Annotated in this window: 15 protein-coding genes and 1 tRNA gene; all 16 read right to left on the bottom strand. The window is 49.5% G+C overall.

Going from position 1 to position 18,364, the window contains the following annotated elements; translation table 11 throughout:
- Positions 1-11: 11 nt before the first annotated feature.
- A complete protein-coding gene (gene grdD / locus GT1_RS20010; protein ID WP_188400198.1) occupies positions 12-1,178 on the bottom strand; it encodes a glycine/sarcosine/betaine reductase complex component C subunit alpha in 1,167 nt (388 codons plus the stop codon).
- A 4-nt stretch (positions 1,179-1,182) separates the two neighbouring features.
- Positions 1,183-2,724 (bottom strand): glycine/sarcosine/betaine reductase complex component C subunit beta, encoded by a 1,542-nt coding sequence (gene grdC / locus GT1_RS20005; protein ID WP_188400197.1) that lies wholly within the window; start codon positions 2,722-2,724, stop codon positions 1,183-1,185.
- 336 nt (positions 2,725-3,060) lie between these two features.
- On the bottom strand, positions 3,061-3,528 hold the full coding sequence (gene grdA / locus GT1_RS20000; RefSeq protein ID WP_083945398.1) for a glycine/sarcosine/betaine reductase complex selenoprotein A: 468 nt from the start codon (positions 3,526-3,528) through the stop codon (positions 3,061-3,063).
- A gap of 79 nt (positions 3,529-3,607) precedes the next feature.
- The gene (locus tag GT1_RS19995) at positions 3,608-3,925 is read right to left on the bottom strand and encodes a co-chaperone YbbN (protein ID WP_188400196.1); all 318 of its coding nucleotides are present in this window, start codon (positions 3,923-3,925) and stop codon (positions 3,608-3,610) included.
- Positions 3,926-3,964: 39 nt separating this feature from the next.
- Positions 3,965-4,894 (bottom strand): thioredoxin-disulfide reductase, encoded by a 930-nt coding sequence (gene trxB / locus GT1_RS19990; RefSeq protein WP_188400195.1) that lies wholly within the window; start codon positions 4,892-4,894, stop codon positions 3,965-3,967.
- Between the two features lie 24 nt (positions 4,895-4,918).
- Positions 4,919-6,787, bottom strand: coding sequence for a selenocysteine-specific translation elongation factor (gene selB / locus GT1_RS19985; protein ID WP_188400194.1), 1,869 nt, complete (start codon positions 6,785-6,787; stop codon positions 4,919-4,921).
- 89 nt (positions 6,788-6,876) lie between these two features.
- A complete protein-coding gene (locus tag GT1_RS19980) occupies positions 6,877-8,367 on the bottom strand; it encodes a BCCT family transporter (protein WP_075753624.1) in 1,491 nt (496 codons plus the stop codon).
- 24 nt (positions 8,368-8,391) lie between these two features.
- On the bottom strand, positions 8,392-8,859 hold the full coding sequence (gene grdA / locus GT1_RS19975) for a glycine/sarcosine/betaine reductase complex selenoprotein A (RefSeq protein ID WP_083945397.1): 468 nt from the start codon (positions 8,857-8,859) through the stop codon (positions 8,392-8,394).
- A 114-nt stretch (positions 8,860-8,973) separates the two neighbouring features.
- A tRNA-Sec gene (locus GT1_RS19970) sits at positions 8,974-9,067 on the bottom strand.
- Positions 9,068-9,419: 352 nt separating this feature from the next.
- Positions 9,420-10,979, bottom strand: a complete 1,560-nt coding sequence (locus tag GT1_RS19965; RefSeq protein WP_188400193.1) for a BCCT family transporter — start codon at positions 10,977-10,979, stop codon at positions 9,420-9,422.
- A gap of 17 nt (positions 10,980-10,996) precedes the next feature.
- Positions 10,997-12,274: an SLC13 family permease gene (locus GT1_RS19960; RefSeq protein WP_188400192.1), complete on the bottom strand. Its 1,278-nt coding sequence runs from the start codon at positions 12,272-12,274 to the stop codon at positions 10,997-10,999.
- A gap of 53 nt (positions 12,275-12,327) precedes the next feature.
- Entirely contained in the window at positions 12,328-14,328 is a 2,001-nt protein-coding gene (locus GT1_RS19955; protein WP_188400191.1) for a hydantoinase/oxoprolinase family protein, read from the bottom strand.
- Between the two features lie 122 nt (positions 14,329-14,450).
- Entirely contained in the window at positions 14,451-15,917 is a 1,467-nt protein-coding gene (locus tag GT1_RS19950) for a trimethylamine methyltransferase family protein (protein ID WP_083945396.1), read from the bottom strand.
- 33 nt (positions 15,918-15,950) lie between these two features.
- Complete coding sequence (locus GT1_RS19945) at positions 15,951-17,414, bottom strand: trimethylamine methyltransferase family protein (RefSeq protein ID WP_188400190.1); 1,464 nt, start codon at positions 17,412-17,414, stop codon at positions 15,951-15,953.
- 31 nt (positions 17,415-17,445) lie between these two features.
- Positions 17,446-18,078, bottom strand: coding sequence for a B12-binding domain-containing protein (locus tag GT1_RS19940; RefSeq protein WP_188400189.1), 633 nt, complete (start codon positions 18,076-18,078; stop codon positions 17,446-17,448).
- A 52-nt stretch (positions 18,079-18,130) separates the two neighbouring features.
- Positions 18,131-18,364: glycine/betaine/sarcosine/D-proline family reductase selenoprotein B (locus GT1_RS19935; RefSeq protein ID WP_188400188.1), on the bottom strand; the 234-nt coding region annotated here is incomplete at its 5' end.

Raw genomic sequence — 18,364 nt, 5'->3', positions numbered from 1 at the left:
ACAAGTGGTTGTTACTCGCCGATATAGCCTTTGGCAATCAAGATACTTCTGGCCTGTTCTACTCTTGCTTCTGCCAGCAGAACTACCGGTCCGGTACAACCCATACCGCTTTCGGCATAGATCTTTTCTTTCCATAAGGCCTGTACGGCATCTTCTAAGTCCAAAATTTCAATGCCGTGAATTTCCGCCGTCACTACTTCTTTTGGCGGCTGAACCACCGCTTCGGTGGCTTCTCCGGCTTGTTTTTGGGCCCGGCAGCCGGCAAAGAGGGCATCCAGCCCGGCTTGTTTGGCTGCTTTGAGTTCTGCCGCAAATACGCTCTTATAGTCGCCGCGAACCAGTTCGGCGGCAAATTCTATGGCGCCTTTGACTACCGGCGCACCGGACGCACGGGATACGATGAGGATGAGCTTGTCAATGTTTTCGCCCATGCCCGGTCCGTAGCCGTAGCCGACCGATTCGTAGCTGCCGCCGGTGCTGTAGGAGGAGAACATCTTCATTAGGATGTTGCCGGTCAGGGAGTCGGCGACCATCACGTCGCAGGAACCCATGAGGAGGTCGTTGCCCCGCATAATAGCGCCGCCGTCGCTTCGCCCTGAGGTGGCAAACCGGATGGGATAGCCGCTGTTTTGCAGTTTTTGCAGCTGGATTTCCGCCTGGCGCGCTCCGTCAATATTGAGCAGGCCCACTGTCGGTTCAGCCACACCGCAGGCTTTGGCTGTCGCAATCCCATACAGGGCATTGCGCACAAGTCCTTCTACCCGGTCAAGGGCGCTGGTGCCGGTGGTGGTGGCAATGTACATAGTCTTGCCCTTGGCCGGGGTAATGACACGGCCTACGGTGGAGACACCGATGGGGAAAGGGTAGTGCATGGTTACGCCGCCTTGGGCTTCGCCGCTGTCTAAGAGGGTTTCCAGCGCTTTATGGCTTTCTTCTTCTGAGGAAATGAGCACGGTTTCCACACCAGGGCAGGTAGCCGGCTGAGTACCGATGACTTTAACTTTGATGCCCTGCCTGGCTGCCATGGCAGCCGCCTGGTACAGCTCGGCTTCGCCATGTTCACTGCCCATGGCGGTGAGGGCGATGACGGCCCGCGGCGCCTGGGCGCCGGTTTCCAGGGAGTCGGCAAGCTTGAGGAAGGTGTCGGCAATTATGCGGTTGATTTGTTTATCCGCCATAGCGCTACCCCTCCAACTTTCCGGCCAGATGTCCGGCAAACTCCCGCAGGGATGCGGCGATCAGCTGCTGCACCCGGGCTTCTGTTACGCCGGATTCCTGACTCGCACCGCTGTTTTTCTGCAGTACAAAGGAGATTCCGTCAAACAGGTTGGTCATACGTCCTAAGAACAGACTGCCTTTGCCGACAAACATGGCCCGCTCGATGGAGCCTGCCAGGATTTCCCGTTGGGCAAAGCCCAGGTACGGAACGCCGGAGGGAATATGCCCTTGGGTAGGGGCCCAGCCGGTCATGCCGTGCTTTTCAACAAAGGAGCCCAGTTCGCTTTTTTGGATTTGGCCTTTCATGGCCGCTAAGGCGCCAATCATTTTGTAGTTGGCTTCAGGCACATTGCCTGCTCCGGCCGGTTTGGTGATGTCAGGGTTTTGCATTTCTACCGAGTATTTGTCTACATCGGTCAGCTTTAAGCCTGCCTTTTCCAGCGGGGTAAACGTTAAGGAAGAGATTACGTTTTGCGGCGAGGAACCGGTGCCTACGGTGTGACGGCCCAGGATGTCGGTGTTGAGTTCCGGGTTGATGCCGTCATTTTCCGAGATGAGCACGGCAAAGCCGGCCACGCAGTCTTCTAAAATGGGCAGTCCTTTTTTCAGGTGGTCTTTGCCGTTCATGCCCAGTTTGGCGGTGGAGCCGCCTGCGGCTACTACGACGTTTTTGAAGACGCCGGCTTTCACCAGGGAGGCTGCCTGTACCAGGGCATGGGTAGGACCGGCGCAGAAACCGCGCACGTCACTGCCGGTGGCATTGACGAAGCCGGCCATTTCGGCTGCCGCTTTGGCAAAGTTGCCGCCGCCGCGTTGGTTCATATCACCGCAGGCTTCTTCGGAGCACTCGATGACATAGTCGATGGCTGCTTTGTCTACACCGGTCTGGTGAATGAGCTGCAGGAGCGAAGCTACGCAAGAGGCTTTGGAAACCAGGTTTTCAAAGATGACATGAGCTGACAGCGAGTCGTCAATGTCATGGGCGGCTTTGACGCAGCCAACCACTTCGCCGTTCAGATGAATGGCTTCCGCGCCGGCGTTTTTGATCAGGTCGGTGATTTCTCCTGCGGCTGCGGCTTTGTCCAAACCGGTCAGCAGGCTGTTGTCGATCAGCGGATGAGCTTCCAGCTTGGCTTTGATGGATTGGCTAACACTCTCATTGAGCTTGACCAGATCAAAGACGTCGCAGATTTTCATCAGGCCGACGAATTCATCCTGGGGCATGATTTCCCCGAACGCACCCTGACGTTTGGCGCCTTCTGCGCGCTTGTCATGCCAAGGCGCAGGGATGGCAGCCAGTTCGTCCGGTGTCATGTTACCGATATATACCTGATTGGGCGGATACGCTACACACGCTTCATAGTCGCGCATGCCGTTTACGATGTCTTTCAGGTAGTCGGAATCCGGTTTTATTCTCTTTTCGGTAGTCTGGGTCGTGCCATTATGAATTACCATGTCTGGCGTATGTGCCAGAAAATAGCCTGCCCCTTTGAGTACGCTGTACATAGGAAACACCCTTTCGTCTAAAGATTAAACGGGCGCCAAAAGATAAGGCCTACTATGTAAGTAATCCTCTCTTTTACCGCCCGCACCATCCGGCTTCTCTCTCAAGAAAGACTTGGCTTGCGCCAAATCCGTCAGGACGACGGTAAAATCCTTAGTCGTTTTTATGTCCCAGAATTTTTTAGTAAATTCTGTAGGACAAATAAAGCAGACTTAACTTCAGACAGGTTTCTTAATCCTGTCAAAAGATCAGTCGCCCAACTTCCAAAGACTTAGCTGCTCTTAATTCCCACTTGTAAAAAACAGGAGAATTAGAGAGTGTTTGTCTCAGGATAAAAACTAGAACTTGCAGTATTGATCGCGAATGGATTTCATTTCATCAACAATGCTGTCAATGTCAAGCACCATTTCCATCATACTGATCTGTTCTTCATACACCTGTGGATCTACCTCGGCCTTCACTTCCGGCTCGCATATATGGTATACTTTCAGTCCCAACTGGACTCCCGCCAAAGGACCTGCAAAAGTAGGGTCGCCAGCAGTTACGGTTTCGGCTGCCAGTCCGGCAGACTCGCCCTCGGCTGCGCCGAGCAGGATTACGATGTTTTCTGCACCGTATTCCTCCGTAAATTCTTTAACCCGCTTTTGGTTTTCCAGGTCCATAGCGCCCGCAGCAGTTCAGACAAAGCATTCTGTTGATGAGAATACTACATCCGCACCTGCGGTTTGCGCACACAACGCTATCGCAGGACCCGGGATGCCATCCCTGTCGCCGACAATTATGACTTTTTTGTCTTTCAGCAACATAGCCTGATTCCTCCTAATTTTTTTTTATTTAAACGCCAGCGGCCGGAGCCGCTGCCGTTAAATAGCTAAACAGCCAAGATTAGAGATATTTTTTAATCATTTGCTCCACGTTGTCCGGGGTAGCGTCTTCTTTTACCAGTTCTTCAACTTTTACGCCGCCTTGGTAGATGGCGATAACCGGCAGGCCCATGATTTTCTGGCCGATAGCTAAGCGGCGGGCACCTGTGGTGTTGAGTTTGGTGAATTTGATTTTATCTCCATAGGTTTTTTCCAGGGCTTCGATATGGGGCAGCAGGGCCTGGCAAGGCACGCAGCCGTCGCCGTAGAAGTCTACCAGTACGGTTCCCTCAGCTTTCAGTACTTCAGGTTCAAAGGTTTCTTTGTCAACTATTAACATATCAGCACTCTCCTTTTGTGTGTTACCGGATGTCCGGTTTTAGTGTTCCAGGTATTTTTCCGCCATCATGGCGGCTATGGCTCCGTCGGCGGCAGCAGTAACTACCTGACGGATATCTTTGACGCGGATGTCGCCGGCGGCAAATACGCCGGGGATGTTGGTTTCCATGCGCTCATTGGTAGGGATGTAGCCGTCTTCCAGGTTGATAGCTCCTTCAAAGATGCTGGACTGCGGCAGGAAGCCGATGAAGCCGAATACACCAAAGGTGCCGTCTTCTTCGGGGGCGTGAATTTCTGTTTCCTCGCCGGTTTTCAGATTCTTTATGACCATGGATTCGAGCAGGCCGTCACCTTTCAATTTGGTGATAACGGTGTCCCACAGGAAGTTGATTTTAGGATTTTTGAGGGCTTTTTCCTGAATGGATTTAGCAGCCCGCAGTTGGTCCCGGCGATGGACGATGGTTACTTTGCGGCCGAATTTGGTCAGGTACATGGCTTCTTCTACAGCCGTGTCGCCGCCGCCAACTACATAGATGTCCATGTCTTCAAAGAAGTTGCCGTCACAGGTGGCGCAATAGGAAACACCTTTGCCGATGAGTTCTTTTTCGCCTTCGCAGCCAATGGGGCGTGGGAATGCGCCGGTAGCGATAATGACGCTGCGGGCATGGTATTCGCCTTTTTTGCCTTTCAGCACTTTGACATCACCGGAGAAATCAACGGCGGTAATGGCATCCTGGGCGCGTTCCACACCGAACTTTTCGGTTTGGTGAGTCATGCGGGCTACTAAGGATACGCCGGATTCTTCTTCCATGCAGCCGGGATAGTTTTCTACCTCGGAGGTAATTACGATTTGGCCGCCGTCTTTATCTTTTTCGATCAGGAGTGTCTTCATCCGCGCACGGCCGGCATACAGGCCTGCAGCAAGTCCTGCGGGACCGCCGCCGATGATGATAACGTCATATATTTGCATGTTTCTTCGTCCCCCTACTACTATTTATATTAATACCCGCTCTTCGCCCTGGCGGACGGTGAATTTGTCCCTGTCCATTTTCTCCAGAAGTAAGAGCGCATATTTTCTGCTGGTTCCCAGGCTGTCACGGAAATCGGCGAGCCGGATGGCACCTTCTGTCCGGTTCAGCCGGACAGCCGTTTCCTTGGCCTGTACATACAGTTCTTTGAGTATAATAACCTGTCCGTCTACGGCCAGGAAATCGGATTGCAGCAAAGCTTCCAGAACAGCTTGCCTGTCTTTGTCACTGCCGGCAAGTTCATTGACGGTAAGCGGCGAATAACCGGCCTGCCGCACGGCGGCAAGCATTTCATCGCGAATAGCACCCAGTTTTTTGGAAAATACCGGTGTGAAACCGGCTTTATAGAGCATCAAACCGCTTTGCCCAATTGCCTCTGTCTCTTTCATCCATCCCAACAGCCATTCAAACTCCCGGGGACGGCTTGTCATTTCTAACCGTGCCTGTAATTCAGCCTTAGCCATGCCGGTCCGCAGAGGATATTGGGTATGATAAGGCTCCAAAATGTGCAGCGTTTTTTCCAGCAAAGCCTTGAGCGACTCAATATGAGCAACCCGGTTCTCAAATAACAGTATCCGGCCTTCTTCCAACAGTATCTCAAAGTATTTTTCCGCAGCTTCGATGTTGGCGGCAGAAGCAATAGCTTCTTTATCACCAAACAAATTCTCCCTTGCAAATACTTCCAAGACCTGTTGCGGAGCGCCTTGATCCTTGATTTGCATAATATGCAGAGCCTGTTCATCAGTATAACCGGACCGCTTGCCAGCCGGATCAACTACCCTGCCGCCGCCAATGGTCTGAACCGGCGACAGGCTTCGCAGTACAAACCGGTCGGCTTTACGGGCAATCACGGGGGATTCAGTCAGGAGCTTGGCATAGCATTCTTCGCCGGGATAGATTTCTTTGCAGCCCATGAGGACTACTTTGGCTATTACTTCGTCAGCTCCCAGGTAAAGCTTGAGCTGCTCCAGGCGTTTGAGCGGCTGACTGGCATCGGCAGCGACGGAAAGGTATACGTCCAGGACGCTGGTGGCTTGTACCGAGCCCGGCTTGGCAACCACACAGCCCCGGCGGACTTCTTCCACCGATACGCCGCTCAGATTAAGAGCGGTTCGCTGTCCGGCGCGGGCTTCTGTCACGGCCTGCTCGTGAATTTGAATCCCTCTTACCTTAACCGGCAGCCCCTCGGGATAAATCGCCAACTCGTCATTCAAGCTGATTGACCCTTCATTCAGCGTACCGGTAACAACAGTTCCGAATCCTTTGATGGAAAATACCCGGTCCACCGGCAGCCGGGCAGGCATGGAAACAGCTTCCCGCCGCACGCCTGCCGCCATATCATTCAACAAAGCTAGTAACTCGGGGATACCTTGTCCGGTAATCGAATCCACCTGTACCACAGGTGCATGCGCTAATGCGGTAGTCGCCAGATACTCTTTGGTATCCTCCACCACCAGTTCCCGGAAGTCGTCGTCGACCATACCAATTTTTGTGAGAACAACAATGGCCTGTTCGATACCAAGATACTGCAGAATATGAATATGTTCCCGGGTTTGCGGCATAATTCCCTCGCTGGCGGCGACGACCACCATAGCGATATCAATGCCGCTCGCACCGGCCAGCATATTCTTAACAAACCGTTCATGACCCGGTACATCAACAAATCCTGCTGTTCTCCCACAAGGCAGACTGCAATAGGCAAAACCCAGATTGATGGTAATGCCCCGCCGTTTTTCCTCTGCCAGCGTATCGGCGTCAAAGCCGGTCAAAGCCTTTACCAATGAAGTTTTTCCGTGATCAATATGACCGGCTGTTCCAATTACAATACTATCCATCTACACCTCAACAAACAGCCCTAGAGTAAACCATGGGCGGAAAAGCCCGGCGCAAATAAGCCGGCTCTTTTCCGCTAATGGTTTCAATTCTAAACCTTCTCTTCTGAAAGAGCTTTGTAGATACAGTAGCACATACCCAGCATAATCAGCATGAACGGGAAAGCTCCCGCGATAGAAGCTGTCTGCAATGATTTAATGGCTGCAATACCACCGACCAGAACCAGCATGATGGTAACAGCACCCAGGGTAATCCCCCAGAAGGAACATAATTTTGAACTGGGGTTCATTTCCCCGCCGCTTGTCAGCATCCCCAGCACATAAGCTGCAGAGTTGGCCGCACCGGCAAAGGAGGCTACAATCAACACAATGGATAACGGAGCAGTAAGCGCATAAAACGGTAACTGTTTGAGAGTAACAAACAGCGAGGTTGTTAAGTCTGCTTTAACCGCTGCCTGAATGGCACCACCTGTCATTCCATCAAGATGGAATGCCGCGCCGCCGTATATTCCCAGCCAGATGAGACAAAAACCGGCCGGAAGCAAGGTTACAGCAAAAACAAATTCACGAATAGTACGACCCTGAGAAACACGGGCGATGAATTGTCCGACAAACGCCGCCCACGCAATATACCAAGCCCGATAGAATACCGGCCAGGCTTCAACCCATTCCTTATTGCCCATCCACAGTGTCTGCCCGATGAAGCTCTGCAGATATTCACCAAGTGTATGGGTAAACAGATCCAATTGGAAAACAGTACCGCCGAACAAGAAGATAAACGCCATGAAAGCAATCGAAAGCCAAATCTTAATATCGGCAACCAATTGCATAGCCTTATGTAATCCAGAGGCAGTAGCAAGGGTAAAAATCACAGTCATTACCGCGATAACGATGGCAATCATCAACGGCGATGACGGAATGCCCCAGATGTATTGCATCCCGCTGGCAATCTGATTAGCACCTAAGCCTAAGCTGGTAGATATGCCAAATATGGTAGCAAATACCGTAATTATATCAATAGTCTTACCGATAGGTCCGTGAATGCGATCACCAAGGATCGGATAGAAAACCGAACTGATCAGGCATGGCAACCCTTTCCGGAACTGGAAGTAAGCAAGCGCCAAACCGCAAATCGCATAAATAATCCAGACATGGATACCAAAATCATTAAATGCAATCCGCATGGCTAAGTACATGGCTGCCGGAGTTCCGCCCTCTCCAACCGGCGGCGACATATAATGCACCATGGGTTCGGCAACCGACCAGAAAACCATGCCAATCCCCATCCCGCTGCCAAAGAGCATGGTAAACCACTGGAAATTGGTAAATTCAGGTTTATCATCATCCTTGCCAAGCTTGATACTGCCATAACTGCTAAAGGCAATACCATACAGGGTAATCATAAACACAAACACCGACAGGAGATACAGCCAACCGAAATTACCGGTTAAAAACGACATCACGGCACCGGTTGCTTTACCCATCTGGACAGGCATAACTATACTAAAAACAACAAATAACAGAGCAATAGCGGCAGAAACGTACAAAACAACGTTTTTTTGTGAGCCTTGGCCATTTGACATAAATATCTTTCCCCTTTCTCAACCCTAGAATTTGCAGTACTGATCGCGAATGGATTTCATTTCGTCCACAATGCTGTCAATGTCCAGCACCATTTCCATCATACTGATTTGTTCTTCATATACTCCAGGGTCTACCTCGGCCTTCACTTCCGGCTCACATATGTGGTATACTCTCAGTCCCAACTGGACTCCCGCCAAAGGACCTGCAAAAGTAGGGTCACCAGCAGTTACGGTTTCTGCAGCAAGTCCGGCAGACTCGCCCTCGGCTGCGCCGAGCAGGATTACGATATTTTCTGCACCGTATTCCTCCGTAAATTCTTTAACCCGCTTTTGGTTTTCCAGGTCCATAGCGCCCGCAGCAGTTCAGACAAAGCATTCTGTTGATGAGAATACTACATCCGCGCCTGCGGTTTGCGCACATAACGCAATCGCTGGTCCGGGAATACCGTCCCTGTCGCCGACAATAATGACTTTTCTGTCTTTCAGCAACATTACCTGATTCCTCCTCGTGTAATTTTATTTAAACGGCTGCGACTGGTGCCGCTACCGTTAAATATACTTATTTGCTTCTCCGCTTTTCTGTTTGTTGCTATAACGTTTTTTTAGTGGCGGAAGCATATGGGAATCGAACCCACCCACGGCTGCTCGGCCGCAACACGGTTTTGAAGACCGGTAGGCACACCAGTACCTCTCTGCTTCCATGTAATGTCGATTGTCGATAAGTCGTTTGTCGACAATCGACATTACTATAATACTATTTAAACAATTTTTTGACAATATTAAAATACATCAAATTTCGCCATTTTATACAGAATCGATATAAAAAAGAAAAGATATCACGTTTTTTCACAGAATAGCTTATTATTTCATTTTTCACAGCAAGGTCAATAAATCTGCGTTGTTCAAATATCCTAAAATAAACACGGCTTGCGTTGCATCTTAGGACGCAACGCAAGCCGTGTTATCTTATACCTTTCGGAAAAAGCTTTATATGCTGCAATACGTGACCAGCATAACCAGTATCTGCCTCAATATCCTGCATAGGATATTATTTATGTTATGGTTGTATTTGTATTATAATTATTAACCTGAGGTTCAACCCTGTCTTTATCAACTTCCCGGGTAAAAGCCTTTACAAGTGATGCGGCCATTGCAAGCATGACGAACACAAACGGAAAAGCGGCGGCAATGGCGGCAGTCTGAAGCGCTCCTAGACCTCCGGCTATCAGCAGGGCGATTGCCGCGACACTTGAACTCAAGCCCCAAACAATCTTCAGCCCGGCACGAGGGTTTAAATCCCCGCCTGAAGTGAGCATCGCCATAACAAAGGTTGCCGCATTAGCCGAGGTGATAAAGAAAGTTGCTATGACTAATACCGTCATGAAGGTTAATATACTCGCAAGGGGATAATGCTGGAACATGGCAAAAATGGCTGCAGACACGTCTTTTGCCACTGTGGCCGCAATCTCACCATGCTGGACAACATCAACATACAGCGCACTATACCCCATGACTGACAGCCATAGAAAGCTCATAACAGTAGGAGCGACAAGCACGCCTAAGACAAACTCTTTTATCGTCCTGCCCTTTGAAATACGGGCAATAAATGAACCGACAAACGGGCCCCAGGATACCCACCATGCCCAATAAAAAATGGTCCAGCCGCCTATCCAGCCAGGATTTGTATTGAAGGTATCTGCCCAAAAACTCATTTGAACAATATTCTGCATGTAAGCCCCGCTGGTTTCGGTAAGCCCGTTTAAAATATACAGGGTTGGTCCGGCGACTACCAGGGTAGCTAAAATTAACACGACCAGTACCATATTCAGATCGCTGAAGAACTTAATGCCGCGTTCAATTCCGCTTACTGCAGCTGCTATATATAAAGCAGTCATCACGATGATAATAATAATAGTAACCATCATACTTGCAGAAATACCATAGGCATAATTTAAACCGGCAGTAATCTGCATAGCCCCCAATCCTAAAGAGGTAGCAACCCCAAAGATGGTTACAAACAGAGCTAAGATGTCGACAAACTTGCCAAGCCACCCCTTAGCACCCTGTTCCCCAATTAACGGATAAAGAGTGGAACTGACTAATGCAGGCAAGCCTTTGCGGAACTGAAAATAAGCCATGGCCATGCCTACAAGGGCAAAAACACTCCAGGGGTGCAAACCCCAATGGAAAAAGGTATAGCGCATAGCAATTTGAGCAGATTGAATACTGGAAGGTTCCCCGTAGGGAGGCTTAGCATAAAATGACATCGGTTCAGCGACTCCCCAAAACACCAGGCCAATACCCATACCGCTGGAAAAAAGCATGGCAAACCAGCTCCAGGTGCTGTACTCCGGCTTATCGCCATCCTTGCCCAGGGTAATATTGCCGAATTTGCTAAACGCTAACCCCAAAGAGAAGGCCAGAATAAAGGTTACTCCCCATAAGTAAGTCCAACCGAAATTGACGGTAATGAAATTTTGTACTGCACTGAAAACTTCCCCCGCCGCTTTCGGCTGAAGCATTGTTAAGCCAACAAACAGCACCATAAGGACTAATGAAATTGAAAAAATAGGCAGATCAATTTTACTAAAGAAACTCTTTTCTTTATTCATATTTGCCTCCTATATAATCAAAAATACCGCAATATCACATACATATGACAGAAAATTATGGAAATTATCATTAAAGGAAAAGCAATTTTTAAATACTGGATAAAGTAAAGTCTAACGCCGTTCTTCTCGGCAATACCGGCGACAATGACATTGGCGGAAGCGCCAATCAGCGTACCGTTGCCGCCAAGACAGGCTCCCAGTGCCAGCGACCACCACAGAGGTTCCATGTTCATGCCTGATAGCTGCCCCATTTCCTGCAGCATGGGAATCATAGTGGCAACAAACGGAATGTTGTCAATAAAAGCCGAGGCAATGGCCGAAACCCACAGTACCAGCACCGAGGTTTGCTGCAAATCTCCCTTGGTTACACCGAGGCTCCACTGGGCTAATTCACCAATTACACCGGTAGCTTTTAAACCGCCTACCAAAACAAACAGTCCGACGAAGAAAAAGATAGTCGGCCATTCCACCTCTGTTAAGACCTCTTCCGGTGCTGCCCGGCTGACCAGCATGAGCAGGACAGCGCCTGACAGGGCAATGGTCGCCGATTCCAACTGGAGGTATCCGTGCAAAACGAAAGCAACAATGGTAAGCGCAAGCACAGCCAGTGATTTTTTTAATAGCTGCCAATCTCTGATTTCTTCTTTACAATTAAGCTGCAGGATGGCTTCCCGGTTTTTTTCATCAATTTGCAAATCTTTGCGGTAAATGAGCAATAACAGGGCAATTGTTACTGCCAAAATAATAATACTGATGGGAGCCAGGTTAATTATAAACGAATTGAAATCAAGTCCTGTTGCACTGCCGATCATGATATTGGGCGGATCGCCGATTAAGGTAGCTGTGCCGCCAATATTGGAAGCAACAATTTCGGAAATTAAGAACGGCACCGGATTAACCTGCAGCATCTTGGTCAGGGTCAGTGTTACCGGCACAATTAAGAGTACGGTGGTAACATTGTCCAGAAAGGCTGATACTATGGCGGTGATGAAGGAAAGCAGCGCCAATAGCCGCAGCGGCTCGCCGCGCGTGATGCTGGCAGACCAAATGGCCAGTGCCTCAAATACGCCTGTCCGGCGGATAATGGTCACCAAAATCATCATTCCGGTTAATAGTCCGATGGTGTTAAAGTCAATGTCATCTTTAAGCGCCGTTTCCTGGGTTAAAAAACCCAGGAGCAGCATGACGATGCCGCCGCCCATGGCAACCACCATTCTAGGCAGTTTATCCCAGATAATCAGGACATAGGTGAGCAGGAAAACAATAACAGAACCCCAAAAAGCAGAGTCTTGCAAAGTTAATACGCCTCCCCGGAAAGTCTAGTGACTTCTTTGACTCCTTTTTAGATTTAGATGCAATCCACAAAAAATTTTTCTTTTATTTCTTGCCTTTCCCATTCGGGACGTTCTACGGCAGTTATTTCGATAAGTGATTCAATGTAGAGATCTTTTTCTTTCATTCCGGATTGTGCATATTTATCCTGATGGTTTACCACCAACTCAAATTCTTTTGCCCCGGCTTTACTTGCAGCCAGTGCAGCCTGCTCTTTGGCTTTGGCCATAGCATAAAGCACGGCGGCTGCCAAATTTTCAAACAGCTTGCACTCCCAGGAGGCATGCAGCAAATAGGTCCCGTCCTTTTCTCCGGGCTTAATCAATACTTTGACAGTTTCCATGATCTTACCGGTTGCAGCTCCCACGGCATTGGCTACTTCCGCATGCTCCGGAATAATCAAACCGGTATTCATTTTTTCAGCCATCGCCGGCAGCCAAGCCCGGACCGGAGCTCCGATACCAATAACCGGCATATTGATGGTAAAGGAACAGTCAAAGCTTTGATCTTGCTCAGGTGATAAGGCTTTTTGCATAAAATACATGATATGGGGGGTGCTTTTTATTTTCATGCTTTGCCCTTCACAGCCGACAAGACTCTGCAGACAGGTAATGCACAGATCATTGACTATTTGTTCCGATGCCCGCCGGATAAACTCCTCAGAGCTCTCTTTCGTCCGGGTTGCTAAGATCTCCACCCCGAGTTTCGCGGCTTCCCGACTCCATTGATCATAGATGCCTCTGGCATGCAGAATATCTGTAGGCGTCAGCGATACCCTGGCCAGTATGCCTAAGTCAACAAGATGCTGTAAATTCAGCAGGTTAGGATCAATATCCATCCTTTGGGTTAAATAATGTAAGCTGTGCGGGCCGGCCTGGAGGATTTTCACCACTTCTTTTTCCTGATCGCTCAAGACTTCGGCGGTAAAGCGCTTAAGGAACATGAAACAATCTGTTGCTTGCGCAAACATAAGATCGTAGGTCTTGTCAAAATTTAGTTTCAGTTCATCAATCAAATAAGGATATTGATAGCCAATCACACATAACGGCCATACCCTTTGAGGTCCTACCTGAATTGCACCGTCTCTGCTAACCTGGATATAGCTGTCGCCGCCCAGACCATAGGTATATATTTGCGCGGCCTGCACACGGGTAAGCCAGCCGCCTACGGTTGCCCCTTCCTGGTTAATTTTAGGCACGCCGTTTTGCAAAATTGCAATATCGGTCGTAGTGCCTCCCATGTCGAGCACCAGGGCGTTGTCACACTGGGTAAGAAAAGTTCCGCCGATGATGCTGGAAGCCGGTCCCGAAAGAATGGTCTCAATAGGCTTTTCACGAGCCAGCGCTTCCCCCATCATACACCCGTCTCCCTTAACCACCATGATGGGCGCGTCTATCCCTCTTTCGTCAAGCACCTTTTTTACCGATTCAATCAGTTCGGTAATGATCGGAATTAAACGGGCGTTGAGAGCTGCCGTAACGGTTCTTTCATGGAAACCTAAAGAAGTCGTTAGCTGGTGGGCGCAGACCACCGGCAAATCCAAAATTTCGGTTACCAGCCTCATTACAGCAATTTCGTGCTCCGGATTCCTTACGCTAAGATAGCCTGAAATAGCTACAGCATCGACTTTGCCTTTCAGTTCGCAAATAGCCTGGCGGGTTTTCGCCAGGTCCAGTTCTGCATTGGGACGCCCTTTGAGGTTGTGGCCTCCCGGTAAAACATAGTAATGTTTTACCGGAAGGGAATCAATTGGATTGCAGCCAATCATCAACAGACCCACTTCGCAACCGCGGCCCTCGACAATGGCATTGGTTGCCAGCGTGGTTGACAGCGAAACCGCACTGATGTTCTTAAAATCCTCAAAGTCCAAATTGGCAATACAATTGCGAATGCCAATAGACAGATCTTCACGGGTCGTCAAGGCTTTGGCTTTTGTTAATATCTGTTTGCTCTTACGCTCCACAACCACGCCATCGGTATACGTTCCCCCAGTATCGATTCCCAATACCAGTGACATATCGGTTCCTCTTTTCTCTAATTGCTTGTGTCAGAACTCCCGCTTCCAGCAGCGGCATTAGCTCAGGCAGAGCCGCTGCTCTGCCTGAACCCCGGGATTAAAGTTTCGGTAAAACAGGTTTACTAATCGTCTTCACCCGGCATATGTCCGACAGCGTTTTCTACAATATCTCTGATCTTGGCGGCCATATCCTTCGGCAGAGGAATAGGCTCATGATAATTAATAATATCACGGACTTTCTCATTGGCTACCTGGGTCAGAGGTTTTCCGCCGGCACTTTCCCAAATGCTGCGGGCAGCACGGTTGACCAGACGCGGCATATAGTTCTCCTCTATATGTTCGGCAGTATGGTCTTCATCGGCAAAACTGCCCCCCGGACCAACCTTCTCAATAACCTCCAGCGCCAACGTTTCCTGATCTACCCGTATACCGGCGGTTAATCTTCTGGCCATACCCAGCACTTCATCGGCGATTACAACAAGGTCAAGATTTGAAGTCGTCCCGTATTCCGAGTAACCGGTATCATGATTGAGGTTAGCTCCTGACATATTGGTCATAGCGATGGACAGAGCCGCCTCGATTCCGGCCTGTTCATCAATAATGCACGAGTCTGTGCAGCCTGCCGTACCGAACATCGGAATATTCAGATAATGAGCCACATCAGCTAACCCGGCTAAGAGCAGGTGCAGTTCCGGTGCCCCATAGGAAAAGATGGTTGTACCCATATCCAGCACCGTATATACTCCACCCATGATGAAAGGGGCTCCTTCACGGGTACACTGACTCAAAACCATACCGCTCAGGCTCTCGCACAATCCCTGAACCATAACCCCTGCCATAGTCGCAGGTGCCGTGCCGCCGGCCATAATGCAGGGAGTATAGATGGTCGGTAAAGCCTTCTTGGCCCCCATGACCAGCTTTTGCGCGGCTTCCTTGCAGTGCACACCCGGCGAGATGGGTTCGGCATACAAGCAGATAAAGGGGTTCTTTCTTAATTCCTCCTCGCCGCCGGCAATAATCTCAGCCATTTTAATGACGTCTTCCTGGCCCCATTTGTCATTACAAACAGTAATAATCGGCTTATCGGTATGCAAAATCTGCTGCTCAAACTCATGGCGGTCAGAGACTAGCAGCGGCACGTCCTGGACAATCCCCAGCGACATAGCATAATCAATATTGGGCAGGGCATCAAGAACCTTGGTCGCCCAGCCTACCGACTGTCTGGTTGCACGGTGTCTTTCGTTGGTGAAGGGGTTGCGGGTAAACGGGGTGCAGGGGCCTGAACCAAAGTAGGCATTATTGCCTTCGATGAACAGTTCGCGTGCTCCCGTCCGGCTATTGCAGAGTACTACGTGTTTCTGACAGGTTCTGAGGCACCGCTCGGTAATATGCGCTGGTATCCGGACCCTTTTGCCTTCAACCCAGCAGCCTGCTTTTTTCAATATTTCCAGTGACTCTTTGTCATGAAAATCTGTCCCGGTGCGCCACATGGCTTCTGTTGCGGCCATAACCAATTCGTAGCACTGGTCTTCTGACAATATATTCATCTTGGCACTTGCATGCGCTTTAAAATTAGCTCTAATTGTCAACTTCAAACTCTCCTTTCAACACTCATCAAATTCTTATCTTCTATCCGCTTTGTCTAAGATTGTCTGGATTTTGCCCAGGACTTCTGCAGGAAGTTGTGCCGACTGGTGGGTATTGATTATATTTTGCGTCTTTTCTTTAACCCGCTGTCCTAAGCTCTTTGCCCCATTGGCTTCCCAGTCGGCAATCCTGGTTCGGTTCAGAACCGTAGGCCACCAAAATTCCGAACGGAAATATTTTAACGTATGCTCTTCACCCAGGTAATGTCCTCCCGGCTGTACGAAATCAATTACGCCGCGTGCCAGTCGTTCTTCGTTGACCTCGACGCCCTTCATCATTCTGCGCGTCATTCCCATGACTTCGTCGCCCATGACCAGCAGCTCCAAAGAACCTGTCAGACCATATTCCAACTGACCGCAGCCGTGAATCAGGCTTGTTCCGCTCAAACCGGCATGCAGAATGGAAAATGCCGCTTCCATGCCCATTTGCGCATCACTTGCTTTGGCGTCGGTTGCACCGGCAAAACCAAAGCTGGGAATTCTAAGATAACGCAGAGCATTTGCCATACCTGTTCCCATCAGGCTGATTTCCGGCGCGCCAAAGGGCAGTATGCCGGTTTCTTGATGTTTGATGGTAAAGAAACCGCCGGCAATCACCGGAGCTCCCTGGCGAACCAATTGACCCAGCAGTATTCCGACAAGCGCATCGGCTAAGGCTACGACAATGGCTCCGGCCGGAGTAACCGGTGCTGTTTCACCGGCAACAAGCTTGGTTGCATAAATATAGGGAACGCCGTTTCTGGCTGCAAACAAAACCTTGGCAAGCGTTGCCTCAGAGTGTATCAGAGCCCCTTCTGTTTCAATCAGGAAAACTGCAAACGGATTCTTTTGAAATTCCTTGGCATTGCCGGCCACGGCAGCAGCGATATCCAGTATTGCCTGGGCTTGCTCCACACTTTGGATTGCTTGAATAATTGGTTTGGTCGTATTGGTGACCAGGGCTTCAAAAGCATGAACCTCTGCTGTATTTTCTTTGACGTCTGAAGGCAGACCGTTATTCATAACGAAATCCACATTCTTTAATCCGTCACAAACAATGCCGGTTTTAGCAACATCGGCCTTAACCGGTTTTCTCCGCTCAGCAGTCAGGGGGTCAAGCACATAAGTGTTCCCTTGCCCCGGTCCGTAATAAGTGTTTGTCGTCTCTAGTTTCAAGGCTCTTTTCCCATTGCGGTCACATATGGTGACCCGGGAAGGCGCAGTTCTTACCGCCCACTCTGCCAGCGCGGAGGGAATTTTGACCCGGCTGCCATCAACCCAGCAACCCGCTTTTTCAAAAATTCCACGGGCTTCTTCATTTTTGATTTCTGCTCCGGTACGCTCTAAAACCTCAAGTGCCGTCATGAAGAGTTCTTCACATTGATCTTCACTCAGCATTTCCCAAACGGTGGTCTGATTGACCGCATAATTTGCCCGCGTATAATGACTTCTTGTCTTCACTTCTCTATCTCTCCCTTCAAACCTACTTAGTTTATGCTAAGAGCCGGTTGCAAAGATCTACTGCAGAAGCCGCATCCGGCGCATATCCGTCCGCACCCGCCTCATCCGCGAAATCCTGGGACAGCGGCGCCCCTCCTACAATTACCTGAATTTGATCTCTGAGGCCCTCTTCTTTCAAAAGTTCGATTGTGTCTTTCATATGCAGCATGGTTGTGGTTAAGAGGGCGCACATTCCCAAAACGTCAGGGTTGTGCTTTCTAATCTCTTCCACAAATTTTTCCGGTGAAATATCCATGCCGGCATTAATAACGGTATAACCTCTGCTTTCCAGCATCATGCCCACCAGGTTTTTACCGATATCGTGCAGGTCGCCTTTTACCGTCCCCAGCAAGACCTTGCCTGCCGAAGGCATGTTCTGATCAGCAATCAAAGGTTTTACCAAATCAATCCCCGCAGTCATGGATCTTGCGGCAACCAGCACTTCCGGCACATACATTTCCCCGTTTTTAAACCGGGAGCCCACCACACTCATACCTGCGATTAACCCCTGATTGATGATATCCAGCGGCGAAACGCCCTCATCTATCAGCGCCTGGGTTACCTGTTTGACTTTGGCAACATTGCCGCCGATTACATATTTTGACAATTCTTCAAAGTTTGCCATTCTTTTATCCCCTTTCGAATTCCATTCTAGCTTTTTAAATATAAATATTTGCTTACTCAAACTGAGTCGGTTCGGTAATGTCCGTAGTTAAGGCATCCAGCGCCTTTTTAACAAGTGTTTTCCTTAAAGCATGTTCCTCGCCCTTATCAAACTTCGGATTGCCCACCGGATAAGGAATTGCAACTGTCGGAACAATCCGGTTGGCACCAACTGATTCGCTAATGGTCGTAATGGTAGCCATATGAACAATCGGAATGCCATATCTTTCGATTTCTTTTACCATCGT

Origin of the sequence: Sporomusa sp. GT1 (assembly GCF_014634905.1) — a bacterium.
GTDB classification, from domain to species: domain Bacteria; phylum Bacillota; class Negativicutes; order Sporomusales; family Sporomusaceae; genus Sporomusa; species Sporomusa sphaeroides.
This window is presented reverse-complemented; position numbering and strand designations above follow the sequence as displayed.